The 25,090-nt window shown below is 72.1% G+C and carries 23 protein-coding genes; 16 read left to right on the forward strand and 7 right to left on the reverse strand.

What is annotated here, in order from left to right:
• Nucleotide 1 precedes the first annotated feature (1 nt).
• The 8 genes from ACFVS9_RS24755 to ACFVS9_RS24790 are packed head-to-tail and all read left to right on the forward strand — an operon-like array spanning nt 2 to nt 7,249.
• Entirely contained in the window at nt 2–1,150 is a 1,149-nt protein-coding gene (locus ACFVS9_RS24755; RefSeq protein ID WP_389935511.1) for an MCE family protein, read from the forward strand.
• Nucleotides 1,147–2,298, forward strand: coding sequence for an MCE family protein (locus tag ACFVS9_RS24760; protein WP_383114269.1), 1,152 nt, complete (start codon nt 1,147–1,149; stop codon nt 2,296–2,298). The genes ACFVS9_RS24755 and ACFVS9_RS24760 overlap by 4 nt, the downstream gene beginning before the upstream one ends.
• Nucleotides 2,295–3,551 carry an MCE family protein gene (locus ACFVS9_RS24765; protein ID WP_383114270.1) on the forward strand — a complete coding sequence of 419 codons (1,257 nt, stop codon included), beginning with the start codon at nt 2,295–2,297 and terminating at the stop codon, nt 3,549–3,551. The genes ACFVS9_RS24760 and ACFVS9_RS24765 overlap by 4 nt, the downstream gene beginning before the upstream one ends.
• A complete protein-coding gene (locus ACFVS9_RS24770) occupies nt 3,548–4,069 on the forward strand; it encodes a hypothetical protein (RefSeq protein ID WP_389935515.1) in 522 nt (173 codons plus the stop codon). Before ACFVS9_RS24765 ends, ACFVS9_RS24770 begins: the two co-directional genes overlap by 4 nt.
• Nucleotides 4,066–4,671 carry a hypothetical protein gene (locus ACFVS9_RS24775; protein WP_383114272.1) on the forward strand — a complete coding sequence of 202 codons (606 nt, stop codon included), beginning with the start codon at nt 4,066–4,068 and terminating at the stop codon, nt 4,669–4,671. The genes ACFVS9_RS24770 and ACFVS9_RS24775 overlap by 4 nt, the downstream gene beginning before the upstream one ends.
• An 11-nt stretch (nt 4,672–4,682) precedes the next feature.
• The gene (locus tag ACFVS9_RS24780; RefSeq protein ID WP_389935517.1) at nt 4,683–5,213 is read left to right on the forward strand and encodes a nuclear transport factor 2 family protein; all 531 of its coding nucleotides are present in this window, start codon (nt 4,683–4,685) and stop codon (nt 5,211–5,213) included.
• A 40-nt stretch (nt 5,214–5,253) separates the two neighbouring features.
• Nucleotides 5,254–6,000, forward strand: a complete 747-nt coding sequence (locus ACFVS9_RS24785) for a hypothetical protein (protein ID WP_389935520.1) — start codon at nt 5,254–5,256, stop codon at nt 5,998–6,000.
• Nucleotides 6,001–6,019: 19 nt separating this feature from the next.
• Nucleotides 6,020–7,249: a lytic transglycosylase domain-containing protein gene (locus ACFVS9_RS24790; protein WP_389935523.1), complete on the forward strand. Its 1,230-nt coding sequence runs from the start codon at nt 6,020–6,022 to the stop codon at nt 7,247–7,249.
• Between the two features lie 4 nt (nt 7,250–7,253).
• On the opposite strand, the gene ACFVS9_RS24795 is transcribed toward ACFVS9_RS24790, so the two are convergent.
• Nucleotides 7,254–8,315 carry an ATP-dependent DNA ligase gene (locus tag ACFVS9_RS24795; protein ID WP_389935525.1) on the reverse strand — a complete coding sequence of 354 codons (1,062 nt, stop codon included), beginning with the start codon at nt 8,313–8,315 and terminating at the stop codon, nt 7,254–7,256.
• A gap of 94 nt (nt 8,316–8,409) precedes the next feature.
• On the opposite strand from ACFVS9_RS24795, the gene ligD reads away from it, so the two are divergent.
• Nucleotides 8,410–9,420: a non-homologous end-joining DNA ligase gene (gene ligD / locus ACFVS9_RS24800; RefSeq protein ID WP_383114322.1), complete on the forward strand. Its 1,011-nt coding sequence runs from the start codon at nt 8,410–8,412 to the stop codon at nt 9,418–9,420.
• On the forward strand, nt 9,417–10,490 hold the full coding sequence (locus ACFVS9_RS24805) for an ABC transporter permease (protein WP_389935528.1): 1,074 nt from the start codon (nt 9,417–9,419) through the stop codon (nt 10,488–10,490). Before ligD ends, ACFVS9_RS24805 begins: the two co-directional genes overlap by 4 nt.
• Before the next feature lie 13 nt (nt 10,491–10,503).
• On the opposite strand, the gene ACFVS9_RS24810 is transcribed toward ACFVS9_RS24805, so the two are convergent.
• The gene (locus tag ACFVS9_RS24810) at nt 10,504–12,747 is read right to left on the reverse strand and encodes an OmpL47-type beta-barrel domain-containing protein (RefSeq protein WP_389935531.1); all 2,244 of its coding nucleotides are present in this window, start codon (nt 12,745–12,747) and stop codon (nt 10,504–10,506) included.
• Nucleotides 12,744–15,242, reverse strand: coding sequence for a ThuA domain-containing protein (locus ACFVS9_RS24815; RefSeq protein WP_383114279.1), 2,499 nt, complete (start codon nt 15,240–15,242; stop codon nt 12,744–12,746). Before ACFVS9_RS24815 ends, ACFVS9_RS24810 begins: the two co-directional genes overlap by 4 nt.
• Nucleotides 15,243–15,474: 232 nt before the next feature.
• On the opposite strand from ACFVS9_RS24815, the gene ACFVS9_RS24820 reads away from it, so the two are divergent.
• The 3 genes from ACFVS9_RS24820 to ACFVS9_RS24830 all read left to right on the forward strand — a co-directional run bounded on the left by ACFVS9_RS24820 (nt 15,475) and on the right by ACFVS9_RS24830 (nt 18,020).
• Complete coding sequence (locus ACFVS9_RS24820; RefSeq protein WP_383114280.1) at nt 15,475–16,464, forward strand: multicopper oxidase domain-containing protein; 990 nt, start codon at nt 15,475–15,477, stop codon at nt 16,462–16,464.
• A 396-nt stretch (nt 16,465–16,860) separates the two neighbouring features.
• A complete protein-coding gene (locus ACFVS9_RS24825; RefSeq protein ID WP_389935534.1) occupies nt 16,861–17,649 on the forward strand; it encodes a VOC family protein in 789 nt (262 codons plus the stop codon).
• Between the two features lie 119 nt (nt 17,650–17,768).
• Nucleotides 17,769–18,020, forward strand: coding sequence for a WhiB family transcriptional regulator (locus ACFVS9_RS24830; RefSeq protein WP_383114282.1), 252 nt, complete (start codon nt 17,769–17,771; stop codon nt 18,018–18,020).
• A 77-nt stretch (nt 18,021–18,097) separates the two neighbouring features.
• Here the strand turns inward: ACFVS9_RS24830 and ACFVS9_RS24835 are convergent, their stop codons facing one another.
• From ACFVS9_RS24835 to ACFVS9_RS24845, 3 genes are all read right to left on the reverse strand, one after another.
• Complete coding sequence (locus ACFVS9_RS24835; protein ID WP_389935588.1) at nt 18,098–18,991, reverse strand: chitosanase; 894 nt, start codon at nt 18,989–18,991, stop codon at nt 18,098–18,100.
• A 144-nt stretch (nt 18,992–19,135) separates the two neighbouring features.
• A complete protein-coding gene (locus ACFVS9_RS24840; protein WP_389935537.1) occupies nt 19,136–20,113 on the reverse strand; it encodes an acyl-ACP desaturase in 978 nt (325 codons plus the stop codon).
• Nucleotides 20,114–20,643: 530 nt separating this feature from the next.
• Nucleotides 20,644–21,060: an SsgA family sporulation/cell division regulator gene (locus tag ACFVS9_RS24845; protein ID WP_389935540.1), complete on the reverse strand. Its 417-nt coding sequence runs from the start codon at nt 21,058–21,060 to the stop codon at nt 20,644–20,646.
• Nucleotides 21,061–21,334: 274 nt separating this feature from the next.
• On the opposite strand from ACFVS9_RS24845, the gene ACFVS9_RS24850 reads away from it, so the two are divergent.
• Nucleotides 21,335–22,012: an endonuclease V gene (locus ACFVS9_RS24850; RefSeq protein ID WP_383114286.1), complete on the forward strand. Its 678-nt coding sequence runs from the start codon at nt 21,335–21,337 to the stop codon at nt 22,010–22,012.
• A gap of 83 nt (nt 22,013–22,095) precedes the next feature.
• Entirely contained in the window at nt 22,096–22,242 is a 147-nt protein-coding gene (gene mmpA / locus ACFVS9_RS24855; protein ID WP_383114287.1) for a morphogenic membrane protein MmpA, read from the forward strand.
• A gap of 24 nt (nt 22,243–22,266) precedes the next feature.
• Here the strand turns inward: mmpA and ACFVS9_RS24860 are convergent, their stop codons facing one another.
• Nucleotides 22,267–23,457 (reverse strand): saccharopine dehydrogenase family protein, encoded by a 1,191-nt coding sequence (locus ACFVS9_RS24860; protein WP_383114288.1) that lies wholly within the window; start codon nt 23,455–23,457, stop codon nt 22,267–22,269.
• Between the two features lie 204 nt (nt 23,458–23,661).
• Between ACFVS9_RS24860 and ACFVS9_RS24865 the strand changes: the two genes are divergently transcribed.
• Nucleotides 23,662–24,813 carry a CaiB/BaiF CoA transferase family protein gene (locus tag ACFVS9_RS24865; RefSeq protein WP_389935543.1) on the forward strand — a complete coding sequence of 384 codons (1,152 nt, stop codon included), beginning with the start codon at nt 23,662–23,664 and terminating at the stop codon, nt 24,811–24,813.
• The last annotated feature ends 277 nt before the right edge of the window (nt 24,814–25,090 follow it).

Below are 25,090 nucleotides of genomic sequence, written 5' to 3' on the forward strand. Positions count from 1 at the left end.
GATGAGACGCACCCGCATCGCCGGCATCGGAGCCGGACTCGCCGTGGTGGCCGTGGCCGTCGGCTCGGGCGTCATCGCGTCGGACCAGGAGGGCACGGCCACCATCACCGCCTACTTCGACCAGGCCACCGGGGTCTACCCCGGGTCGGACCTGCGGATCCTGGGCGTGAAGGTCGGCACCGTCGAATCGGTGAAACCGCGCGGCCAGGAGGTCCGGATCACCCTGCGGCTCGACAAGGGGGTCGAGGTCCCCGCCGACGTCCACGCCGTCGTCGTCGCACCCAGCCTCGTCGCCGACCGGTACGTACAGCTCGCTCCGGCGTACACCGGGGGAGCACGGCTGGAGTCCGGTGCCGTCCTCCCCGCCGCGAACAACGCCACGCCCGTCGAGGTGGACCAGCTCTACGAGTCGATCACCGAGATCTCCAAGGCCCTCGGCCCCGACGGTGCCAACGCCGACGGCGCGCTCTCCGGCCTGCTGGAGACCGGCTCCGCGAACCTCAAGGGCAACGGAGAGGCCATCGGGGACTCCATCGAGCAGTTCGGCAAGGCCACGAAGACCCTCGACAGGAGCAGCGGCAACCTCTTCGACACGCTGTCCTACCTCCAGACCTTCACCACCATGCTGAAGGAGAAGGACGGCGACGTGCGGAGCGCGGAGCAGCAGCTCAACTCCGTCACCGGGTTCCTCGCCGAGGACAAGGAGAACCTCAGCGCGGCACTGCGGGAACTGGGCACCGCGCTCGGCCAGGTCAAGACCTTCATCGAGAAGAACCGCGGCGCCCTCAAGAAGAACGTGGACCTGCTGGTGCCCCTCACCCAGACCCTGGTCGACCAGCGTGCCTCGCTCGCCGAGTCGCTCGACACCCTGCCGCTCGCGGCGGGCAACGTGCTCAACGCCTACGACCCGGCGAACCGCACCCTCGACGGGCGTACGGACCTCAACGAACTGTCCATGGGCGGCCCGCTCTTCGAAGCCGGGCAGGGCACCGCCGGCCCCGACGGGCTGGCCCCGGTGGACGCCGCCCGGCAGAAGGCCCTGCCCGCCCTGCCCCTGCCCGCCGTCGGCACGGTCTACGGAACCCCGGCGGACACGGGAGCCCCGAAGAAGAACGGTACGGGCGAGAAGAAGAAGGAGGCGGACCGATGAGCCCCGCCCAGCGCGGATCCGGCACCGGAGCGGTCGTGGCCCTCGGCGGCCTGGTCGCGGCCGGCGTCTGCTTCGCACTCGTCGCCACGACCACCGGACTGCCGTCGTTCAGCGGCATCGACCAGTTGCCGCTGCCCGGCGGAGCCGACCTCGGCGACCACCCGTACGAGATCACCGCCGAGTTCGGGGACGTCCTCAGCCTGGCGCCGCAGTCGTCGGTCAAGGTCAACGACGTCGCCGTGGGCCGGGTCACCCGGATCTCCCTCACCCCGGGCGGCTGGACCGCCAAGGTGACCATGCGCGTCAACGGGGACATCAGGATGCCCGCCAACGCCTACGCCCACCTCGAACAGTCCAGCCTCCTCGGCGAGAAGTACGTCCAGCTCTCACCGCCCGCCGAAGGCCGGGCCGAGGGCTCGCTGTCCGACGGCGACCGCATCCCCCTGGAACGCACCAACCGCAACCCGGAGGTCGAGGAGGTCTTCGGCGCCCTGTCCATGCTCCTCAACGGGGGCGGCGTGGCCCAGCTGAAGACCATCACCACCGAACTCAACAAGGCGCTGGCCGGGCAGGAACCCCAGATCCGGTCGATGCTCAGCCGCGTCGACACGCTGGTCACCGACCTGGACACGCACAAGGAGGACATCACCGACGCGCTCGACGGCGTCAACCGGCTCGCCGCCACACTCGCCACCAGGAAACAGGACGTCGGCACCGTGCTCACCGGCCTCAGCCCCGGCCTGAAGGTCCTGGAGGAGCAGCGCGGGTCGCTGCTCACCATGCTGCGCTCGCTCGACACGCTCTCCACCGTCGCCGTCGACACGGTCAACAGGAGCAAGGCGGACATGATCGCCGACCTCAAGGCCCTCGCCCCCACCCTCACCGCGCTCGCCGACTCCGGGAACGACCTCCCGGACTCCTTGCAGGTGCTGCTCACCTACCCGTTCACCGACGAGGTGCTGCGCGGGGTGAAGGGCGACTACCTCAACGTCTACCTGGACGTCACCGCCATGCCCGGCACCCAGATCATCCCGGCCCTCGACCCGGACGCCGGGACCTCGGCCGGCAGCCGCGCGAAGTCCGGCCCGGCGCTGCCCCTGCCGCTCCCGTCGGTCACCACGTCCGGTACGGAGGGCACCCGCCGATGATCACCCTCGCCACCCGGCTCAAGAACATCGCCTTCCTCGTCATCGCGGTACTCGTCCTCGGCTACCTGGGCGTCCGGTACGCCGACCTCGGCCACTACGTCGGACTGCGCGGCTACTACACCGTGACCGTCCAGCTCCCGCAGACGGGCGGCCTGTTCACCCACTCCAACGTCACCTACCGCGGCGTGTCCGTCGGCCGGGTCGGCCCCATCGAGCTCACCGACGACGGTGTCGAGGCCGAACTGCGCATCGAGAAGGACGCGCCGCGCATCCCCGACAGCCTGCACGCCGTCGTCGCCAGCCTCTCCGCGGTCGGCGAGCAGTACGTCGACCTGCGGCCCACCCGCGAGGACGGCCCGTTCCTGGAGAACGGCTCGGTCATCGACCAGGCCGACACCACCATCCCCGCGCCCGTCACCGACGTCCTCACCAGCGTCAACGACCTCACCGCCTCCGTCGACACCGAAGCCCTGCGCACCGTCGTCGAGGAGTTCGGCGCGGCGTTCGAGGGGCGGGGCGACGACCTCCAGGTCCTGCTCGACACCAGCAGCGACTTCGTCCACGCCGCGGACGAGGCGCTGCCGGTGACGACCCGGCTGATGGCGGACGGGGAGACGGTCCTGCGCACCCAGAACGAACAGGGCGAGGCACTCAAGGGGTTCGCCTCGGGAGCCGGGGAACTCGCCGCGGAACTCAAGGGCTCCGACACCGACCTGCGCCGGCTGATCGCGACGGCGCCCGGCGCCACCGCCCAGATCAGCGGGCTCCTGCGGGACCTCGAACCCGGTTTCGGAGTCGTCGTCGCCAACCTCCTCACCACCTCCGAGGTCGCCGTCACCCGCCAGCGCGGCCTGGAGGAACTGCTGGTGAAGGTGCCCGCGGTCGCGGCGGCCGGGGCCGGCATCGTCGACGGGGACGGGAACGCCCGGTTCGGGATGTCCGTCACCTTCTTCGAACCGCTGCCCTGCACCGCCGGATACGGCTCCACCACCTACCGCCCCGGGACGGACCTCTCGCCCGCCCCCGCGGTCAACACCAAGGCGCGCTGCGCCTCCACGCCCGGCAGCGGCGTCAACGTACGGGGCAGCGCGAACGCACCCGACGGGGGCGGGGTGCCCCGGCCGGCCAGGCCCGGTTCGCTGATCGCCGGCACCGACGGGACCGGGCTGCCCGGAGCCCTCGGCGCCACGGGGGACAGCGGGCGCGCGGACGGCGGCATGGCCGGACTGCTGGGCCTCGGAGGTGGCGCGTGAACGCCCGCACCAGGAGCCTGAGCGGCTGGGCCGCCATGCTCGCCGCCGTACTGGTCTGCGCCGTCGGAGGCTGGTCCTACGCGCAGGCGCGCGGCGACGGCACCCTGGCGTACGCCAAGGCGCGTGACGCCGCGCTCGCCGACGGCAGGAGCCGCCTCGCCCGGCTCACCAGCATGGACGGCACGAGCGCCGGGAGCGTCGGGAGCGGTCTCACCGCCTGGCTCGCCGCCTCCACGGGCCCGCTGCACGACCGCCTGGAGAGCACCCGGAAGAAGGACACCGCCGAGCTCACCGAGTCGGGGGCCACCGCACGCGGCAAGGTGACCGCCGCGGCCCTCACGGCCCTCGACGAACGGGCCGGAACGGCGACGCTGATCGCCACCGTGGACGTGGCCGTCACCCCGCGCGCCGGGAAGGCCGGCACGGAGCGCAAGCGCTTCGAGGCCTCCCTGGCCCGCACCGGGGACGGCTGGAAGATCAAGGCACTGGACGCGATACCGGCCGGGAGCGGCGGATGAAGCAGACCGGAGGCACCACGGTCGAGGACACCCCCTCGGACCCCGACCCGGGCGTACGGGAGGACGGGGCGGACACCGCGCCGGAGCCGGACGCACCCCGCCGCACGGCCGGGCGCCGCGTCCTCGCGGCGGTGCTGGCCGTCGCCCTGCTCGCCTCGGGGGCCCTTCTCCTGGTCAAGGCCCGGCAGTTGCGGGACACCCCCGCCACCTCGAACCGCGCCCTGACCGACACCGCCGGGACCACGCGCGTCGCGGGCGACGTCAGCAGCGCGCTCGGCAAGGTCTTCTCCTACGGCCCGCGGTCCACCGCCGCCACCAAGGAATCGGCGAAGCGCCTCCTCGCGGGCAAGGCGCTCCAGCAGTACGCGGCCCTGTTCGGCCAGGTCGAGAAGCAGGCCGCCGACCAGAAGCTCACACTCACCTCGCAGGCCGTACGCGCCGGAGTCACCCGGCTCGGCGACGGCAGTGCCCACCTCCTGGTCTTCCTCGACCAGGTGTACGAGCGCGAGGGGAAGGCCCCCACCACGGCGGCGGCCCAGCTCTCCGTGACCGCCGAACTGCGCGGCGGCCGCTGGATCATCGTCGACATCACCTCCAGGTAGGAGAGGCACCGATGGCACGGGTACGGACGACCAGGAACCCGCTTCTGACATCGGCGATCGTGCTGACGGTCGCGGCGGCCGGCGCGGCCGGCTGGGGCGGATGGTCGCGCTACGACGCGGCGCACGACGACTCGGCGGCCTACGCCGAGGCCCGCGACGACGCGCTCGCCGCGGGGGAGCAGGCCGTGCAGAACATGAACACGCTCGACCACGCGCAGCTGGAGAAGGGGCTCGACAGCTGGGAGGCCTCGACCACCGGCGACCTGCACCGGCAACTCGTCGACGGCCGGGACTCGTTCGTCGAGCAGATCGAGGCGGCCAGGACCGTCAGCACCGCGAAGGTCCTGTCGGGCGCGGTGACCGAGCTCGACGACCGCGCGGGCAAGGCGGGGGTGATGGTGGCGCTGCGGGTCACGGTGACCGCCCCGGAGGGGAAGCCCGCCGTGAAGGAGAGCCGGATGCTCGGACAGCTGACCCGGACCTCCGAGGGATGGAAGCTCAGCGCCCTGGGACAGGCGCCCGTCGGCAACACCGCCGGCTGAACCCCGCCCCGCCGCACCGCCCTTCGAGAGGACCACCGACATGTCGACGACCCGACACCTCGTCAACCGGCGCCGCCGGCTCGCCACCGTCGCCGCCACCACCGCACCCGCGCGCACGGCCGCCGACCCGGGCACGGAACCCGGGTCATCCGGCGCCTCCGAGTCCGCTCGCGTGCCGGAACCGGACCCCGCGGCGGAACCGGACCCCGCGGACGGGGCCGGGGAGGAGGACGGGCCCGCCGGGGACGAACGCCCCCGCCGGAGACTGCCGCGCCCCGGCCTCCGGCTCCCCGCCGTCCTCTGCGCGGCCACCGTCCTCCTCGGCGCGTTCGCCGCCTGGGCGTTCACCTCCGCCGCCGCCCTCCGTGACGACCCCACCCGGCAGAACACGGCCCTCACCGACATCGGCAGGACCAGCGAGGTCAAGGGGCAGATCGCCGAGGCCGTCGGCGCGGTCTTCTCCTACAACTACGCCGCGCCCGGCAAGTCCGGCCTCGCCGCGCGGAAGTACCTGACCGGCAAGGCGGTCCAGCAGCACGAGGACATGCTCGCCGAGGTACGGGCCCAGGCGCCGGAGCAGAAGCTCGTCCTCACCACGACCGTCACCGGGAGCGGGGTCGAACAGCTCGTCGGCGACCGGGCCCGGCTGCTGGTCTTCGCCGACCAGAGCAACACGCGTACGGGCAAGCAGGAGGAGACGACCTACGCGGCCGCCATGTTCGCCGTGGACGCCGTCCGCCGCGACGGCACCTGGCGGATCGCGGCCATCGACACGTTCACGCGATGACCCAGGAGAGGGAGGACACATGAGGTTCGACGGAACGATGCGCCGCGGGCTCACCGGCACGGCCACCGCCGTCGCCGCCATGGCGGCGCTCACCGCGTCCCAGGCCCCCGGGCTCACCGGCGGCACGGGCGACGGCATGAAGACCGTGTCGTCCGACGACATCGTCTGGACCGAGGTGCCCAACGACGACAGCTACCACACCGAACTCCCGCCGCTGCGCTCACCCGAGCCGCCGAAGAGCGCGAGGACCGGGAAGAAGCCCGGCGCCTCCGTCGGCCGGACCTGGAGCGAGGCGGGCATCCCGGCCACCGTCCTCGCCGCCTACCGCAACGCCCAGAGCTCCCTGCACCGCAGCGACCCGGGCTGCCGTCTCCCCTGGCAGCTGCTCGCGGCGATCGGCAAGGTGGAGTCCGGCCACGCGGGCGGCGGGCGGGTGGACGCCGCCGGTACGACGCTCACGCCGATCCTCGGTCCCGTCCTCAACGGCGCGGGCTTCGCCGAGATCCGGGACACGGACGGCGGCGCGTACGACGGCGACACCCGCTACGACCGGGCGGTCGGGCCGATGCAGTTCATCCCGTCCACCTGGGCGCACTGGGCGAAGGACGGCAACGGCGACGGCCGCAAGGACCCCGGCAACATCTTCGACGCGGCCCTCGCCGCCGGGCACTACCTCTGCGCAGGACCGCGTGACCTGTCGGTGGGCGCCGACCTCGACCGCGCGATCCTCAGTTACAACCACTCGGACACCTATCTGCGCACGGTGCTGTCCTGGCTGGCGTTCTACCGCGAGGGCGTGCACTCCGTCGCCGACGGCAAGGGCGTGATCCCCCGGAGCCCCGGTGCGGGAGGCCCGCACGCACCGAAGGCCCCCGTCGGAGGCCCCGGCAGCCCGGGCGTCCCCGGTACGGGCGGCGGCATCATCGTCGGTCCGCAGCCCGGCGGTACCCCGCGACCCTCCACCACCCCCACTCCCACCGACTCCGGCAGCCCGGACCCCGGCGGATCCCCGAGCCCCACGGACCCGGGCCCCGGCCCCACCGACGGCGGCCCCACGGATCCGACGACACCCGACCCCACCACGACGCCCGACCCGACCACCACACCGGACCCCACCACGACACCGGACCCGACCACGACACCGGACCCGGAGCCGGGCACCACCGGTCCCGGCTGCCCCACGGAGCCGGCGGAGACGCCCGGTCCCGAGGACCCCGCGGGCGAACCCTGCCCCACCCCCACGGCCTGACGGGTCAGCCGGTCCCGAGCACCTCGGACAGGTCGTACCGCACCACTTCCTCCAGCTGGGCGTACGTACAGCCGGCGGGGGTGCGGTCCGGCCGCCACCGGCGGAACTGCGTGGTGTGGCGGAAGCGGTCACCCTCCATGTGGTCGTACGCCACCTCGCAGACCCGCTCCGGGGCCAGCGCCACCCAGGACAGGTCCTTCTTCCCCGACCAGCGGCTCGGCGCGCCCGGCAGCCGTGACCCCTCGTGCGCCGAGGCGTCCGCCCAGGCCGCCCACGGGTGTCCGGCCGGGTCCACGCGCAACGGGTCCAGCTCCTCCAGGAGTTCCGCGCGCCGCTTCATCGAGAACGCCGCGCACACCCCGACGTGCTGCAGGGCGCCCTCCGCGTCGTACAGGCCGAGCAGCAGCGACCCGACCACCGGGCCGCTCCGGTGGAAGCGGTAGCCCGCCACCACGCAGTCGGCGGTGCGCTCGTGCTTGATCTTGTACATCGCGCGGGCGTCCGGCCGGTAGGGCAGGTCGAGCGGCTTCGCGATCACCCCGTCGAGCCCCGCCCCCTCGTACCGCTCGAACCACTCCCGCGCCAGGGCCCGGTCCGTGGTGGCCGGGGCGAGGTGGACCGGTGCCGAGGCCCCGGCCAGGGCCGCCTCCAGGACCGTGCGCCGTTCGCTCTGCGGCGTGGCGAGCAGGGACGTGTCGTCCAGGGCGAGGATGTCGAAGGCGACGAGACCCGCCGGGGTCCGCTCGGCCAGCGTCCGCACCCGGGAATCGGCCGGATGGATGCGCTCGCTCAGCCGGTCGAAGTCCAGCCGCCCCTCGTACGGCAGGACGATCTCGCCGTCGACCACGCAGCGCGGCGGGAGGTTCTCCCGCACGGCGGTGACCACCTCGGGGAAGTAGCGGGTCAGGGGCTTCCCCGTCCGGCTGCCGATCACCACCTCGTCACCGTCCCGGTGCACGACCGCCCGGAACCCGTCCCACTTCGCCTCGTACTGCATACCGGGCGGAATCGCGGACACGGACTTGGCGAGCATCGGCTTCACGGGAGGCATCACCGGCAGGTCCATGGCCCGATTCTCACCCACACCACGGGGCGCGGCCTCCGATATGCGGCGTATGTGGGCCCGGCCTACGGTGTCCGACATGGGAGCAGGAACAGCGGTGGAGCTGGACGCGGACGGACGGGCCGTACGGCTCTCCAACCCGGACAAGGTGTACTTCCCGGAGAAGGGCTACACGAAGAGGGACGTGGCCGACTACTTCCAGGCCGTCGGGCCGGGGATCCTGCGCGCCCTGCGCGAGCGGCCCACCACCCTCCAGCGCTTCGTCGACGGGGTCCAGGGCGACTTCTTCTACCAGAAGCGCGCGCCCAGGAACCTCCCCGACTGGACCCCCACCGCGCGGATCGAGTTCCCCAGCGGCCGGCACGCCGACGAGATGTGCCCCACCGAGATCGGCGCCGTCCTGTGGGCGGCCAACCTCGGCACCCTCACCTTCCACCCCTGGCCGGTGCGCAGGGCCGACACCGACCACCCCGACGAGCTGCGCATCGACCTCGACCCGCAGCCCGGCACCGACTACGCCGATGCGGTGAGGGCGGCCCACGAACTGCGCTCCGTCCTGGACGACCACGGTCTGCGCGGCTGGCCCAAGACCTCGGGCGGGCGCGGCATCCACGTCTTCGTCCCCATCGTCCCCGAGTGGACCTTCACCCAGGTCAGGCGTTCCGCCATCGCGGTGGGGCGGGAGCTGGAGCGCAGGATGCCGGACCGGGTGACCACCGCCTGGTGGAAGGAGGAACGGGGCGAGCGGATCTTCGTCGACTACAACCAGACGGCCCGCGACCGCACCATCGCCTCCGCCTACTCCGTACGCCCCTTCCCGCACGCCCCGGTCTCCGCACCGCTGCGCTGGGAGGAGATCGACGACGCCGAGCCCCGTGACTTCGACCTCAGGACGATGCCCGCCCGCTACGCCGAGGTCGGCGATCTGCACGCCGACATGGACGACCACGCGTTCCGGCTCGACCAGGTGCTCGAGCTGGCCCGGCGCGACGAACACGAGCACGCGCTCGGTGACCTGCCCTACCCGCCCGAGTACCCGAAGATGCCGGGCGAGCCGAAGCGCGTGCAGCCCAGCCGCGCCCGGCGCGACGACGGCCGCTCCGCATGACGTCCGGCGGCGGGCACCCGGCGCACGGTGCGCACGGCAGGCCGCCGACCCGGCGGGAGAAGTGGGAGACGTACAAGAAGTCGCCGTACTTCCCCGCGGTGGTCCTGCTCTTCATCCTGGCGGCCGCGGCCGGGCTCTTCGCGGGGTCCTACACCTACGCCATGGCCAACCCGACCCCCCACCGCATTCCGGTGGCGGTCGTCGAAGGCCCCAGGACGCCCTACGCGGGGGAGTTCGTCCAGGGGATGGAGAAGGCGCTCGACGCCTCGCTCGAACTCCACCGCTACCCGGACGGCGCACAGGCCGAAGGGGCGCTGGACGAGCAGAAGGTGTTCGCGATCCTGCGGAGCGCCGGGAACGGTGTGGTGATGGAGGTGGCCGGGGCCTCGGGCGCCAGCGTCGCCCAGCTGCTCGGCGAGACGGGGGTGAAGGTCGCCGACACCCTCGGCATCCCGCTCACCGTCAAGGACGTCAAGCCGCTCCAGAAGGGGGACCCGCGCGGTCTCGCCCTCTTCTACATCTCGCTGGCCGCCGTCATCATCGGCTTCGTCGGGGCGATCCAGCTCAGTGTGCACGCCCGGGCACTGAACCCGCTGGAACGGATCCTGTTCACCGTCGCCTACGCCCTGCTCGGCGGGTTCGCCATCGCGGCGGTGGTGGACTGGGGGCTGGGCGCGCTCGACCTGCCCTTCGTCCAGTCGTGGCTGATCCTGGCGTTCACGATGTTCACGTCGGGCATGGTCTTCACGATGTTCAACACCCTCATGGGCCGCTGGGCGATGATCCCGACCTGGGGTGTGATGGTGCTCCTGGGCAACCCGTCGTCCGGCGGCGCGGTGTCCTGGCCGCTGCTGCCCTCGCTGCTGGGGCACATCGGGCGGTGGCTGCCGCCCGGCGCCTCCGTCAACGCGCAGCACACGGCGGTGTACTACCAGGGCCACCAGTACGTCTTCCCGTACCTGGTGATGGCGGCCTGGGCGCTGGTCTCCTGCACGGTCTTCTGGGTCTGGCGCCACCGGCACCCGGGAGGCCGCGACCGCGTGCCCGAGCACGCGGCCGCGGCCGCCTGAGAGTGCCTCGCCCCTACAGCTCCTTGACGCGGATGTCGCGGTAGGAGATCACGTCCGTGGTGCTGTGGACCTGGAGCCCGATGTAACCGGAGGCGTACCGCCGGCCGTCGGTGCCCGGGTCGTCACCCCGCGGCGGCTCGAAGAGCTGACCGCCGTTGTTGTCGAACTCGTTGATCAGGACGCCGTTGCGGTAGACCGAGTAGTGCTGGTCCACCACCCGGACCTCGTAGTCGTTCCACGTGCCCTTGGCGGTGACCCCGGCGCCGCCGAGGCCGACCCGGTCGAACCCGTAGAGGGAACCGGTCTTGTACATGTCGCCGTCGGGCCGGTCGTTGATCTGGATCTCATGGCCGTACTTGATGGCGACCCACTCCGGACGGGACTCCTCCGGGTGGTCGTGGACGTTCGGGAAGCGGACGAAGACCCCGCCGTTGGCGTTGCCGTCGCCCGGGGCGTCGTCCCGCCACTGGAGCTTCAGCGAGAAGTCGCCGTACTGGCGGGCCGGGAACCACAGCATCCCCATGCCGTCCACCGTGGTCGAGCTGGTGATCGAGCCGTCCTCGGTGTTGAGCCCGAACTTCCCGCCGCCGACCTGCTGCCACTTGGCGAGGGACGCCGCGGTGCCGTCGAACAGCTTGCGGTAGCCCTCGTCCTGGCCCGGCGTGCCGATGCCGGACTGCTTGGCCGCCCGGTAGATCTTCTTGTGCTCGCGGGCGTCGACGACCCCGGCGGTGAGCAGCTTGTCCAGGACCGAGTCCACGTGCTTGAGGAACAGCGCGTGCGAGGACCAGTCCTTCTCGTCCTCGATCAGCTCGTTGATGGTGCAGCGGTTGCCGGTGAGCCGGTTGGGAACGCCGGTGTCCACCGTGCCCACGATGACGGTCAGCCGTTCGTCGAACTCCGGGCAGTTGGGGGCCGGGACACCGCCGCTCTGCGCGACGGTGAACGAGACCTGCTTCGCCACGGAGGTGTTGCCCGCCTTGTCCGTCGCCCGGTGGGCGAACGTGTGGTGGCCGACGCGGTCGACGATGACGGGGGAGGTGTAGGCCAGGTACGGGCCGCCGTCCAGGGAGTACTCGACCTTGTCCACGCCCGAGTCCGCGTCGGTCGCGGTGACCGTGGCCCTGGCGCTGGTGATGAAGGCGCCGTCCGAGTTCTTGTCGCCCGTCACCACCACCGAGGTCTCCGGCGGTGTCCTGTCCTGCGACGGCGGTTCGACGACGGTGAACCCGACGGACTTCTCGGCCGCCACGTTGCCGGACCGGTCGGTGGCGCGGTAGCCCACGGTGTGCGCGCCCACCTCGTGCACCATCACGGGCGCGGTGTAGGGCTGCCAGGCGCCGTCGGCCCCGAGGGCGTACTCGATGGTGTTGACGCCGGACCCGGTGTCGGACGCGGTCACGGTGACCGTGGCCATGCCCAGGTAGGCCCCCGCGTCGTCCTTCTCGCCCGAGACGGTCGCCGAGGTCTCCGGCGGGGTCTCGTCGTCCGTGGGCGGTGCGGCGACCGCGAAGTCGACGGACTTCTCGGTCGCCGTGTTGCCCGCCTTGTCGCTGGCGCGGTAGCGGACCGTGTGCGTCCCGACCTGGTTCACCACGATCGGTGCGGTGTAGGGCTGCCAGGCGCCGTCGGCCCCGAGGGCGTACTCGACGGTGTCGACGCCGGAACCGGCGTCGGTCGCCGCCACGGTGACGGTGGCCTGGCCGATGTAGGCGCCGTCGGCGTTCTTGTCACCGTCCACGGTGGCCGAGGTCTCGGGCGCGGTGGTGTCGTCGCCACCGCCGCCGTCCTCGGTCACCGTGAGGATGCCCTGCATCGAGCCGTGGCCGGGGATCGTGCAGTGGTAGAAGTACCGGCCGGGCGTGAGGGTGACCTCGACGCTGTGCTTGCCGCCCTCGCTGTCGCTGGGGTTGGCGAGGATGTTGACCGCCACGTCGTCGTTGAACTCCGGGTCCGAGACGCTGAACGTCAGCGTGTGCGGCATGCCCGTCGTGTTGCCCGTGGCCGTGCTGTTCTCGAAGACGATGGTCGCGGCACCTGCCACGGCGGTCTTCGGCGCCGTCAGGTAGTGGTCGATGGGGTCGCCGGCGGTCCAGTTGAGGACCTGGTCGGCGGCGGTGGCCGACGCCCGGTCGCCGTCCCGGCCGTACGCTGCGGTCGACGCCAGCCCGAGGACCATCAGGAACGAGCCGAGCAGGGCGAGCCACCACCGGGCCGGCCCGTACCGCCGTCGAGCGAGGAGCGAGGGGTGTCTCACTGCGCTGCCGCCTTCCTGGCCAGGTCTGCGGCGGCCGGGGTCGGACCGCCGCCCTTGTACGTCACGCGCCACAGCGCGGACTTGGAGTCGGAGGTGAAGAAGCCGCGTCCGTAGTCCAGGACGTAGAGGGAGCCGTCCGGGGCGAACTTCCAGTCCATGAGGTTGCGGATGCCGTCCGCACCGACCGGAATGATCTTCTTCAGGGACTCGGCGTGCGTGGGCAGACCGCCCTTCCCGGCCGTCTTCGGGTCGGTCAGCACCGCGTGGCGCGGCTGGGTGTCGTCGTAGAAGTCACCGACGAACCACTTACCGTCCCAGTACGACGGCCACTTGGCCGCGCTCGTGCTCGCCGCGTCGTAGCGGTAGACCGGGCCGTTCATCGTCGCCTGGCCGCCGCCCTTGAGCCAGGGCAGGAGTTCCTTCTGCTCCTCCGCTTTGTAGCTCGGGACGCCGTTCGCGTCCCGCGGGTAGTCCACGCCGCCGCCCTGGGGCGAGTACCAGATGGTGTTGCCGGTCACCGGCGGCAGCTTCACGAGGCCGTCGTTGTTGGGCGACTCGTTCCTCGGCGCGGCGCAGTCGTACCAGCCCAGCGGCTTGGACGGGTCGGGCAGGTTGCGGTCCCGGTAGGGCTGGTTGTTGCCCATGCAGAACGGCCAGCCGTGGTTGCCCGCCTTGGTGATCGCGGAGAAGGTGTCGTACTTCGCGGGACCCCAGGTCGTGCTGGGAGAGCCCGCGTCGGGGCCGACCCAGCCCGCGTACAGGGTGTCCGTCGCCGTGTCGACGGAGATGCGCGCCGGGTTGCGGACCCCCATCACGTAGATCTCGCCCCGTGTCTTGCCGCCGCCCTCGTCCGGCTCCTTGCCGGTGAAGAGGTTGCCCTGGGGCAGGGTGTAGGTGCCGTCGTCCTCGGGGTGGATCCGCAGGATCTTGCCGTTGAGGTTGTTGGTGTTGCCCGCGGTGCGGCGGGCGTCGGCGAACGACACGCCCTTGTAGTTCGGCGCCGGGTTGTTGCCCGAGTAACCGTCGCTGAAGCCGGAGGAGTTGTTGTCACCCGTGGCGATGTACAGGTTGCCCTTCGAGTCCCAGGCCAGCCCGCCGCCCGCGTGGCAGCAGCTGTGGATCTGGACCGGCCAGTGCAGCAGCACCTTCTCGGACGCCAGGTCCAGCTTGCCGGTGGCCCGGTCGAAGGTGAAGCGCGAGACCTGCCGCACCGCCATCTGCTTGTCGCGGTCGATCTTCGCGTGCGGGGTGTAGTGCAGGTACACCCAGCCGTTGGACGCGAAGTCCGGGTCCAGCTCGATGCCGAGCAGGCCCTCCTCGACCTTGACCAGCTCGTCGCCGCCGCCCTTGTTGCCGAAGACGCTCAGCTTGCCGGCGAGGGTGACCTTCCCGGTCGCGGGGTCGTAGACGTGGATCTCGCCCTCGCCCTTGCCGACGTTCGGGTCGTTCCAGTCGGTGACCACCGGCACGCTGCTGTCCGCGCCGCCGCGCCCGATGTAGAAGACCCGCCCGTCCTTGGCGGTGACCAGGCCGTGGGGCTCGCCGATCTGGTCGTTCGCGCCGGGCTGGTTGGGCTGGGTGACCCGCTGGGCCGTGTAGTTGGAGTCGATGGTGGCCTTGCAGTCGGCCTGCGAGGTGCGGTTCGTCCAGGCCAGCGCGCCGCGCAGGTGGTCCCGGAAGTCGGTCTCGGCGAAGCTCGCGGCCGTACCGCCCATGGCGGTGTAGAAGGAGCGGCCGCCGTCGTAGTCACGGCACCAGGAGACGGGGTGGTCCCAGCCGTTGGCGCTCTTGCCCGGGGTGTAGGTCAGCTCGCGGACGCGCGCCACCGTGTGCACGTCACCGGACGGGTTCTCCTTCCAGTTCAGCCACTTGTCCGGGCGCTTCCACTCCAGCGGGAGGTTCTTCGTCGCCGGGTGCTGCCGGTCGCCGATCTCCACGGTGGCGCGCTGGACGGCCGTCGGGCTGTCCGCCGCCGGACGCGCGCCGACCAGTCCGGTGAACCAGTCGGAGTACGGTTCCGCGCGCGCCGCGTCATGGATGCCGAGGAAGCCGCCGCCGGCCTCCATGTACGCCTCCAGACCCGCCTCCTGCTCCGGGTCGAGCACGTCGCCGCCGCCGGTCAGGAAGACGACCGCGTTGTACGTGCCGAGCTTCTTGCCGTTGGTGAAGACCCTGGCGTCGTCGGTCGCGACGGTCTTGAAGCGCCCGGCCTCCGGGCCGCTGAGCCCGATCTTCTCGATGGCCGCGATGCCCGCGTCCACGGTCGGCGGCTCCTCGCCCGCGGACGCGTGGAACACCAGCACCTTGACGTCGGCCCCGCCCGGTGGCGAAGGAAGGGACAACGTTGTCGCCACCCTCTCCTTCAGTCCTGGATCCGGATACGGGCTGGCGGTGGCCGCCTGGCCGCCGAGCAGGGACGCGGTCAGGGCTCCCGCCGCCACGGCCGCCGCGATCCCGCGGCGTGATCTGGACCTGTGATGTGGTGTGCGCTGCATGTGGTCACCCACCCCTCTTGGTCACTTCTCCGGTCACTTCTCTCGTCACCGCGCCTGTGTGGTCACCGTGACAGCGCACGAAGCTAGACCTCTTTTCGTGACTCGCCAATAGGTATGGCAGCAATCGAACGAACTTTGTCCTGAGTGTGGATAAACCAACGGCCCCCGGCTACCGTGTGGGCCGTCCAGGGGAGCAGCACGTCAGTTTCCGTCTCGCAGTGGGGAGTTCGACATGGACCGAAGGACCTTCAACCGCCGGATGCTGGTGGGCGGCGGGGTGGCGGCGGCCACCGGGGTGACATCGATGTCACTCGGCGCGGTGCAGGCCACCTCCGCGGAGAACCCCGCGAAGACGGCCCCCGCGGGCGGAGTGGTCCGCCATCTCAAGCTCTACGCCGAGAAACTGGCGGACGGTCAGCTCGGATACGGCCTGGAGAAGGGCAAGGCGTCGATCCCCGGGCCGCTCATCGAGATCACCGAGGGCGACACGCTGCACATCGAGTTCGAGAACACCACGGACGTCGACGCCAGCCTCCATGTCCACGGCGTCGACTACGACATCGCGAGCGACGGCACCCGGATGAACCGCAGCCACGTCGAGCCCGGCGGCACCCGTACGTACACCTGGCGCACCCACGCCCCGGGCCGGCGCAAGGACGGCACCTGGCAGGCGGGGAGCGCCGGTTACTGGCACTACCACGACCACGTCGTCGGCACCGACCACGGCACGGGCGGCATCCGCAAGGGCCTCTACGGCCCCCTCGTCGTGCGCCGCAAGGGCGACGTCCTGCCGGACCGGACGATCACGATCGTCTTCAACGACATGACGATCAACAACAAGGCGGCCCACGAGAGCCCGGACTTCGAGGCCACCGTGGGCGACCGGATCGAGGTCGTGATGATCACGCACGGCGAGTACTACCACACGTTCCACATCCACGGGCACCGCTGGGCGGACAACCGTACGGGGCTGCTCACCGGCCCCGACGACCCCAGCCGTGTGATCGACACCAAGATCTGCGGCCCCGCCGACTCCTTCGGCTTCCAGATCATCGCGGGCGAACACGTGGGGGCGGGCGCCTGGATGTACCACTGCCACGTCCAGAGCCACTCCGACATGGGGATGGCCGGACTGCTGCTCGTCGCCAAGGCGGACGGCACGGTCCCGGGCTACGACCCGCCGCACCACGCGGCCGGCTCGGCGAAGACGCACGAGCACTGAGGTCCGGCGGCCGGACCTCCGGGGCGCGGACGGCGGGCGTGCTCGGCCCGTCCGGTACGCCCGGCCCTTTCGCCGCGCCCGGCCCGTTCGGCACGGGCCCTGTCAGGGTGCGCGCCCCGTGCGGGGCCCTCCGCCGTCGAGGGCGTACGCCCCGGCTCGTACCCACCGGGACCCGGCCTCGGGCTGCGCCGGTCCGGCGGTCGCGCGGTCCGTCACGGTGTGCCGGAGGCCATGGGTGTCGGGCGCTGATCAGCCCCGGGGCGGGGTCCGTGCGGTACGCCGGGCCCGGCCGGGCGCCGGGGCTGCGGTTGTCGGTGCCCGGTGCAAGACTCGGAAGGTGAGGGATGCCCGGGGTGGCGGACACGCCGGGCACGGAATCCGTCCGAGGAGCACACCATGCTCGACCCGTCCTTCGAGACCGGCGCCCCCGACTGGGTCGATCTCGGCACACCCGACATCGACGCGGCCACCACCTTCTACCAGGGCCTCTTCGGCTGGGAACTGGTGCCCGGCGGCCCCGAGACCGGCGGCTACGGGATGTACCAGCTGCGGGGCAAGACCGTCGCCGGCGTCATGACCGTGCCCGAGGACCAGGGCAAGCCCGCCTGGTCGGTCTACTTCCAGACCCCCGACGCCGACGCCACAGCGCGGACGGTGGAGAAGGCAGGCGGCTCCGCGGCCTTCCCCCCGATGGACGTGCTGGACTACGGGCGGATGGGCGGCTTCATCGACAACCACGGTGCCTACTTCGGCGTCTGGCAGCCGGGCACGAACCCGGGCCTCGGCATGATCATGGAGCCCGGCTCGCTGATCTGGTCCGAGCTGTACACCCCGGACGTCCCGTCGGCGGCCGCCTTCTTCCACACGGTCTTCGGGTGGCAGACCCACGAGATGGACTTCCCCGGCGGTGGCTACACGGTCGTCCGCCCGGCGGGCGGGGACAACGACGAATCCGCCTTCGGAGGGCTCGTCCCCCTCGACCAGGTGCCCAGCGAGACCGCGGCCGGACCGCACTGGCTGCCGTACTTCGCCGTGGACGACACCGACGCCGTGGTGTCCGACGCCGAGCGGCTGGGCGGCCGGGTGACCATGGCCGCCACGGACCTGCCGGAGGTCGGCCGCATCGCCGCCTTCGCCGATCCGGCGGGTGCCTCCTTCGCGGTGATCAAGCCCGCGCCGATGTAGCCGCCGACCCGCGGGCCGGGCACGTCCGGCAGATACCGGCCCGCGGAACGCGCCGGGCCGGAACGGCCGTTGAGCGGTCGTTGATCACCTGTTTATCGCGGCCGGGCACTGTGGGACGCATGCCGATCAACACCATGACCGACGAGCTCGCCTGGCAGGAGACCGCGTTGTGCGCGCAGGCCGGGCCCGAGTTCTTCTTCCCGGCGCCGGGAAGCTCCACCCGTGAGGCCAAGCAGCTGTGCAACGCCTGCGAGGGCCGGGTGGCGTGCCTGGAGTACGCACTCACCCACGACGAGCGCTTCGGCGTCTGGGGCGGGCTCTCCGAGAAGGAGCGGGACCGGCTGCGCAGAAGCCGGCCCGTACGCCGCTGAACTCCGGGCCAGGGCGGGGCCGTCGCCACGGGCGGTCCGTCACCTCGGGCGGACCGGCGCCCGCGGGCCGGGTCCCGCTACGGGATCCGGAAGGTCTCGCCGTACACCTGCCACACCAGGGGCCCGTCCAGCGCGAGGTTGCCCGCACGGAGGAACACCCGCTGCGCCGTGTCGATCCGGGTCGTGTCGCGCTGCACCTTGCGCGCCTTGATGGCCGACCGGCTCCGGTCGAGGAAGGCGTCCAGGTACGCGGTCTCGTCGCCGCCCTCCGCCGCTGTGTCCGCCGACGCCATCGCGGCGTCGCGGATGCCGTAGAAGCCGTCCGCCCCGACGCCGGGACCGTGCAGCACCATCGCGTCGTAGTAGACGAACTGCCCCAGCGTGCCGAGGCCGTCCAGCTTCGCCAGCCGGACGGCGGGATCGAAGTACAGCCTGTCGCGCGTCTCGTCCTGGGCCTCGCGGAACACCGGGTCCTTCGCCGCCTCGCGCCAGGCCTCCGTGAAACCGGGGTCCAGGCCTTCGTGCGAGTCGGTGCCGTCCACCGCGCGCAGGGCGGGCAGGTACGCGGCGAGCGGATTGTCCGCGTCCTTCCCGGTGTAGGCCTCGACCAGGTGCAGCATGTCGTTCGTGCCGGAGCAGAAGCCGATGATGCCCGCGGTGTAGCCGGTCCCGTCGCCCACGTCCTCGATCGCCCCGTACCGGCTGCGCCAGTCCAGGGTGGACGCCTCCGCGCTGGACACCAGCCGGGACGCGGTCTCCTTCATGCCGGGCTCCGCGAGGCCGGCCGGCAGCGCGGCGATCTCCTCGGCGTGCTCGTCGTCGGCCTGTCCGGCCGCTCCGGGCTCCTCCTCGTCGGCCTGCTCGGCCCCGGAGGCCTGTCCGGTGATCGTGGGCGGCTCGGAATCGCCACCGCTGAACAGGATCGAGAGGGCTATCGCGATCGGTGCCCCGAAGAGAACAACACGCGTCACAGGTTTCACCGGCACAGGGTACGTTCCGTGAGGCCGTGGGGGCAGCCCGAACGCGGAGCAGCGGCGCACGCGTGACACGTGCGCCGCTGCTGTCCGGCGGGTCGGGGAGCGGATCCCGAGTCCGCCGGGCGGATTCCGGCCGGGTCAGCCCTGGACGGCCCGGGCGGCCAAGCGGGCCTTGCGCGCCGCCAGCTTCTCGTCGAACTTCGACGCCTCGCTGTCCAGGCCGTTCATGTAGAGGCCGAGCTCCTCCTGCGCCTTGAGGCCCTCGGGGCCGAGGCCGTCGATGTCGAGGACCTTCAGGTACCGCAGGACGGGCTGGATCACGTCGTCGTGGTGGATGCGCATGTTGTAGATCTCGCCGATCGCCATCTGCGCGGCGGCCCGTTCGAAGCCGGGCATGCCGTGTCCGGGCATCCGGAAGTTGACGACGACGTCGCGCACGGACTGCATCGTGAGGTCCGGGGCGATGTCGAAGGCCGCGCCGAGCAGATTGCGGTAGAAGACCATGTGCAGGTTCTCGTCGGTCGCGATCCGGGCGAGCATCCGGTCACAGACCGGGTCGCCCGACTGGTGACCGGTGTTGCGGTGCGAGACGCGGGTGGCGAGCTCCTGGAAGGCGACGTACGCCACGGAGTGCAGCATGGAGTGGCGGTTGTCGGACTCGAAGCCCTCGGCCATGTGCGCCATGCGGAACTGCTCGAGCTTGTCCGGGTCGACGGCGCGCGAGGTGAGCAGGTAGTCGCGCATCACGATGCCGTGCCGGCCCTCCTCCGCGGTCCAGCGGTGCACCCAGGTGCCCCAGGCGCCGTCGCGGCCGAAGAGCGAGGCGATCTCGTGGTGGTAGCTGGGGAGGTTGTCCTCGGTCAGGAGGTTCACGACGAGCGCGATGCGCCCGATGTCGGTGACCTTGGACTGGCCGGTCTCCCACGCCTCCCCGTCCTCGAAGTATCCGGGGAAGTTGCGGCCGTCGGTGAACGGCACGTACTCGTGGGGCATCCAGTCCTTGGCGACCTTCAGATGGCGGTTGAGTTCCTTCTCCACCACCTCCTCCAGCGCGTACAGCAGCTGGGCGTCTGTCCACGCCTTCGAACTGCCGAGGTGGGGAGAGGCGATCGTCACGGGGAGCTCCTGGGGACGGGAGATTTACCTACGGCTTCGTAGGTTACGTGACCGTAGGTTAAGGCGGCGGTAAGCCCATAGCCAAGCCCCGCCCTCGCGGTGTGTGCTCACTCACGGTCATCCGTGCAGGTCGTAGCCGTCTACATGAGGACAATTCGGGCGTCTCGCTCAGGCGGTTCCGGGCCGGCTTCCGGGGTGGGTCCTCGTCCGGGGGCAGGTGCCGCACCGTTCCGGGCGCCGTCGGGAACGGCCGGTCGCGGCCCGCCCCGGCCGACGCCCCCGCGCATGCGCCTCCAGCGCCGACGTCAGGGGCGCGGCGCCGGGTCACGCGGGGCGTGCGTGCGGGAACAGGCGGGCGCGGTGTGCGGACTTCCCGGTTGCGGAGCGGCGCCGTCCTCCGGTCCGACGGCGGCAGGAGATCCGGTGCCGTCAGGAGAGGTCCTTCGGCCGCGCGGGCGCTTCGGTGCCGTGCCGGGCTGCGGCAGGTCCCGGCCGGGAGCCGTCCGGCCGGCCGCCTCGGGCGGAACGGCTCAGGAGGAACCGCCCAGCAGGTCGCCGAGGTCCGCGTCCAGGTCCAGGAAGCGGACCTCGTCCCCCACCGGGACCAGCTCCTGCGCCCGCTTCAGGAAGCGGCGCAGCTCGGACGTACGCACGTGCACCATCGCGATGCCCTCGACGGCGTGGAACTCCAGGACCGTGCGGTCGTAGCCGAACGGTCTGACCCGGACGTCCCCGACCCCGGCCGGAGTGTCCATGCCGGTGGCGAGCAGTTCGCGGGAGAACTCCCAGCACACCTCGGTGCCTTCGAGGGTCGCCGGGGCCGGGAACGCCATGCGGACGGCGAAGGGGTCCTTGCGGTCGTAGTGCAGAGTGGCGGGCAGGGTCTCCATACGCGGTGCGGACGCGACCATACGGGCCTGCACGGACTGCTCGATAACGCTGGACAAGACCTGCTCCCTCTCGCCTCGGACGAACGTTTCCCGGCACTGGAGTAGACGACGGAACGCCGTCATCCGTGCACTGCCGGGCGGCGTGAGCTGCGTCACCGACCCACCCCCCTCCGGTCCACTGCCCCGTTTCGCGCGGCGCACCCCGGGCGCCCGTCCGGCGGTGCGCGCGTGAGGGCCGTGGGGAGCCGGTCGGCCGAGGCGCACCGGGTCCGGCCGGTGCGGCGCGGTTCGGGTGCGGGAGTGATCGCCGGGCTGCCTAGACTGACCGTTCATGACGACGTTCCGGATGCCCGCCGACGAGGCCGAAGCCCGTTCCGTCCAGGACGAGTTGCGCACGCGGGTGATCCTGGACGAGCCGGGGCCACCGCCGGGGACCGGCCGGGTCACCGGGGTCGACGTCGCCTACGACGACGCACGCGACCTCGTCGTCGCCGCGGCCGTCGTCCTGGACGCGGCGACCCTGGAGGTCGTGGCCGAGTCCACCGCACGGGGCCGCGTGACGTTCCCGTACGTCCCCGGGCTCCTCGCCTTCCGGGAACTCCCCGCCGTCCTGGCCGCGCTGGAGGACCTGCCGGTGGACCCGGGGCTCGTCGTCTGCGACGGCTACGGGCTGGCCCACCCGCGCAGGTTCGGGCTCGCCAGCCACCTCGGTGTGCTCACCGGACTGCCGGCCATCGGCGTCGCGAAGAACCCCTTCACCTTTCGTCACGGACAACCCGGGCCCCGGCGCGGTGACTTCTCCCCGCTCCTGGACGGGGACGAGGAGGTGGGCCGGGCCCTGCGGACCCAGGACGCCACCAAACCGCTCTTCGTCTCGGTCGGTCACCGCACCGGCCTGGACAACGCCTGCGCCCACACGCTCGCGCTGGCCCGGGACTTCCGTCAGCCGGAGACCACGCGCAGGGCCGACGCCCTCTGCCGGTCCGCTCTCAAGGAAGCGGCCGGCTGACCGGGGTTCAGCCCGGGGTTCTGTTGCCAACTGAGTACAAGAACGGATGTTCTTCGTCGAACATCAGGGGCAGGCTTGTACACATGATCGACCACCACACTCCTCAGATGAGCACCGGAACCGTACGCCTCTCCCAGCGTGGCGTGGCAGTGGGCATGACCCTGGGCGTCCTGGCGGGCGCGGGCTGGACCGTCTCCATGGTCGTCACGCTGGCGTCCTGGATGCTCTGACGGGACGCGCCGTCCGCCCGGGGGTCAGTGCGACGCCGCGACCCGGAAGCGCAGGCCGGCCGCCCGCAGCCGTTCCGTCAGCGCGTCGCCCATCGCCACGGCCGTCGTGACCTGGCCCGACGTCGGCGGAAGGTCGTCGAGCGCGAGCGCCAGGGACGCCTCGGCCAGCATCTTCGCCGTCTCGCCGTAGCCCGGGTCGCCGCCCGACACCTCCGTGTAGACCCGTCGGCCGCCGCCCTCCCCGACGAAGCGGACGGTGAACCAGCTCCGCCGCCTGCGCTGTTCACCGGGGCCCGTGCCGGGTTCGACCCGCGCCGACAGCCACTGCCGCGCGGCGGGGATCTGGGCGGCCCCCAGCAGCAGTCCCACGGCCGCCGTGCCCCCGAGCGCCACGGGCAGGTGCTTCACCGAGGCGAAATGCCGGTAGCGGAAGTCGGGACCGTAGCGCTCCAGCCTCCGCGCGGACCGCTCCACGACGCGTGGGTCCAGGGTGGGAAGCGGCAGCGCCCAGGTGCCGGTCGCCGGACTGAAGTGCGGTGACCCCTGCGGGGCGCGGGCCCGCCGGCCGACCAGCCGCGGCTCGTGCAGACGCCGTTCCCGCGCGGCCCGGGCCATCTGGGGGCCGCGGCCCATCGCGGTGAGTGCCGAGGCGAACGTACCGCCGGAGAGGCCCGCGTTCGTGCGGACGAAACCGTCGACGGTCAGGGGGACGCCCTCGGGGAGCTGCCCGACGGTGAAGTGGACGCCGAGGTCGTGCGGTACGGAGTCGAAGCCGCAGGCGTGCACGAGTCGGGCGCCCGTCTCGCGGGCGCGGCCGTCGTGTTCCAGGTACATCCGGTCGACGAACTCGGCCTCCCCGGTGAGGTCGGTGTAGTCGGTCCCGGCCTCCGCGCAGGCGGCGACCAGCTTCTCGCCGTGCAGGACGTACGGCCCGACGGCCGACGCCACCACGTGCGCGGAACCGGCGAGTTCGCGCAGGGCGCCGGCGTCGTCCGCGTCGGCCGTCAGCAGCGGAAGGTCCGCACAGTGCGGGTGCGTCCCGGCGAGGCGGTCGCGCAGCCGTTCCAGCTTCTCGCGACTGCGGCCGGCCAGGGCCCAGCGGCAGCCCTCGGGCGCGTGTGCGGCGAGATAGTCGGCCGTGAGCGCCCCGACAAAGCCGGTGGCTCCGAAAAGGACGACGTCATAGGGGCGTTCTGCCCCGTTCTGCCTGTTCATGAGTGCCTCCGCAGGGGCCGGCGCCGATGTAGCAGGCAGAGGCTAGCGGAGGCGTTCGTGGCGCTGTGCGCCCGGGAGGCCCTGGATGCGAGAGGATCCGGGTAAAGAACTAAGCGCTTGCTCGGCCAAAAGGGTTGTGCGCGGCGCGGTCCGTTCTTAGCATCGCCGATGTTACATCAGTTGTGTCACACCGCTGGGGGCTTGATGGCAACGACAGGTCACCGTCCGCGGGGCCCGCTGGCCGGGGTACGCGTCGTCGAACTGGCGGGCATCGGCCCCGGGCCGTTCGCCGCCATGCTCCTCGCCGACCTCGGCGCCGACGTGGTGCGCGTGGACCGGCCCGGAGGCACGGTGATCGGGGTGGAACCCGCCTCCGACCTCACCAACCGCAACAAGCGCTCGGTCCTGGTCGATCTGAAGGCCGAGGGCGGAGCCGGGCAGGTGCTCGACCTCGTCGGACGCGCGGACGTCCTGATCGAGGGCTACCGGCCGGGTGTCGCCGAACGCCTCGGTGTGGGCCCCGGCCCCTGCCTGGAACGCAATCCGAAGCTCGTCTACGGGCGGATGACCGGATGGGGCCAGGACGGACCGCTGGCCGGGCGGGCGGGACACGACATCGGCTACATCGCCCTCACCGGCACGCTCTCCATGATCGGCAGATCCGGCGAACCGCCCACCGTGCCCGCCAACCTGGTCGGCGACTACGCGGGCGGCTCGCTCTACCTCGTCGTCGGCGTGCTCGCCGCACTCCAGCACGCCCGTACGCCCGGTGGGCAGGGGCAGGTCGTCGACGCGGCGATCGTCGACGGCGCGGCCCACCTCGCCACGATGATCCACGGCATGCTGGCGGAGGGCAGCTGGCAGGACCGGCGCGGCTCCAACCTCCTCGACGGCGGCTGCCCCTTCTACGGCGCCTACGAGACCTCCGACGGCGGCCACATGGCGGTCGGCGCCCTGGAGCCGCGCTTCTACGAGGAGTTCGCCGGGATCATCGGCCTGGGTGACGACGCCCCCGACCGCGACGACCCCGGACGCTGGGAGGAATTGCGCGCCCTCGTCGCGGGCCGGTTCGCCACCCGTACGCGCGCGGAGTGGACCGAGGTCTTCGAGGGGACGGACGCCTGCGTGGCCCCCGTCCTCTCGCTCCGCGAGGCACCGGAGCACCCCCACCTCGCCGCCCGCTCCACCTACGTCGAGCACGGCGGCGTCACCCAGCCCGCCCCCGCGCCCCGCTTCTCCGCGACGCCCGTCTCGGTGCGCACCGGTCCCGCGCTTCCCGGAGCGGACACCGAGGCCGTCGCCGCGGACTGGGACCTGCCCGGCCTGCTGAGCACCGGGAAGGGGGCGGCCGGCTGATGGGAGGCACCCCGCGCCCCGCGCCCCGGTCCGGCGCCGCCGCCCACGACGGGACGCGTGCTGCCCACGATGGGACGCGTGCAGCTCACGATGGGACGCGTGCAGCTCACGATGGGACGCGTGCAGCTCACGATGGGACGCGTGCAGCTCACGATGGGACACGTGCTGCCCACGATGGGACGCGTGCTGCCCACGACTGGACACGCGCCGCCGCCGTCCGGGGGCCGCGGCCCTCCGGGAGGGACGGGAAGGCCGTCCCGCGCGGGCCCGACGGCCT

The sequence above is a fragment of the Streptomyces sp. NPDC058008 genome (assembly GCF_042886395.1).
Taxonomy (GTDB): domain Bacteria; phylum Actinomycetota; class Actinomycetes; order Streptomycetales; family Streptomycetaceae; genus Streptomyces.

Bases quoted from the DNA above. Each gene is read 5' to 3' on its own strand.
- ACFVS9_RS24755 (WP_389935511.1), top strand. From the start codon at position 2: ATGAGACGCACCCGCATCGCCGGCATCGGAGCCGGACTCGCCGTGGTG.
- ACFVS9_RS24760 (WP_383114269.1), top strand. From the start codon at position 1,147: ATGAGCCCCGCCCAGCGCGGATCCGGCACCGGAGCGGTCGTGGCCCTC.
- ACFVS9_RS24765 (WP_383114270.1), top strand. From the start codon at position 2,295: ATGATCACCCTCGCCACCCGGCTCAAGAACATCGCCTTCCTCGTCATC.
- ACFVS9_RS24775 (WP_383114272.1), top strand. From the start codon at position 4,066: ATGAAGCAGACCGGAGGCACCACGGTCGAGGACACCCCCTCGGACCCC.
- ACFVS9_RS24780 (WP_389935517.1), top strand. From the start codon at position 4,683: ATGGCACGGGTACGGACGACCAGGAACCCGCTTCTGACATCGGCGATC.
- ACFVS9_RS24785 (WP_389935520.1), top strand. From the start codon at position 5,254: ATGTCGACGACCCGACACCTCGTCAACCGGCGCCGCCGGCTCGCCACC.
- ACFVS9_RS24790 (WP_389935523.1), top strand. From the start codon at position 6,020: ATGAGGTTCGACGGAACGATGCGCCGCGGGCTCACCGGCACGGCCACC.
- ACFVS9_RS24795 (WP_389935525.1), bottom strand. From the start codon at position 8,315: ATGGACCTGCCGGTGATGCCTCCCGTGAAGCCGATGCTCGCCAAGTCC.
- ACFVS9_RS24805 (WP_389935528.1), top strand. From the start codon at position 9,417: ATGACGTCCGGCGGCGGGCACCCGGCGCACGGTGCGCACGGCAGGCCG.
- ACFVS9_RS24815 (WP_383114279.1), bottom strand. From the start codon at position 15,242: ATGCAGCGCACACCACATCACAGGTCCAGATCACGCCGCGGGATCGCG.
- ACFVS9_RS24820 (WP_383114280.1), top strand. From the start codon at position 15,475: ATGGACCGAAGGACCTTCAACCGCCGGATGCTGGTGGGCGGCGGGGTG.
- ACFVS9_RS24825 (WP_389935534.1), top strand. From the start codon at position 16,861: ATGCTCGACCCGTCCTTCGAGACCGGCGCCCCCGACTGGGTCGATCTC.
- ACFVS9_RS24830 (WP_383114282.1), top strand. From the start codon at position 17,769: ATGCCGATCAACACCATGACCGACGAGCTCGCCTGGCAGGAGACCGCG.
- ACFVS9_RS24850 (WP_383114286.1), top strand. From the start codon at position 21,335: ATGACGACGTTCCGGATGCCCGCCGACGAGGCCGAAGCCCGTTCCGTC.
- mmpA (WP_383114287.1), top strand. From the start codon at position 22,096: ATGATCGACCACCACACTCCTCAGATGAGCACCGGAACCGTACGCCTC.
- ACFVS9_RS24860 (WP_383114288.1), bottom strand. From the start codon at position 23,457: ATGAACAGGCAGAACGGGGCAGAACGCCCCTATGACGTCGTCCTTTTC.
- ACFVS9_RS24865 (WP_389935543.1), top strand. From the start codon at position 23,662: ATGGCAACGACAGGTCACCGTCCGCGGGGCCCGCTGGCCGGGGTACGC.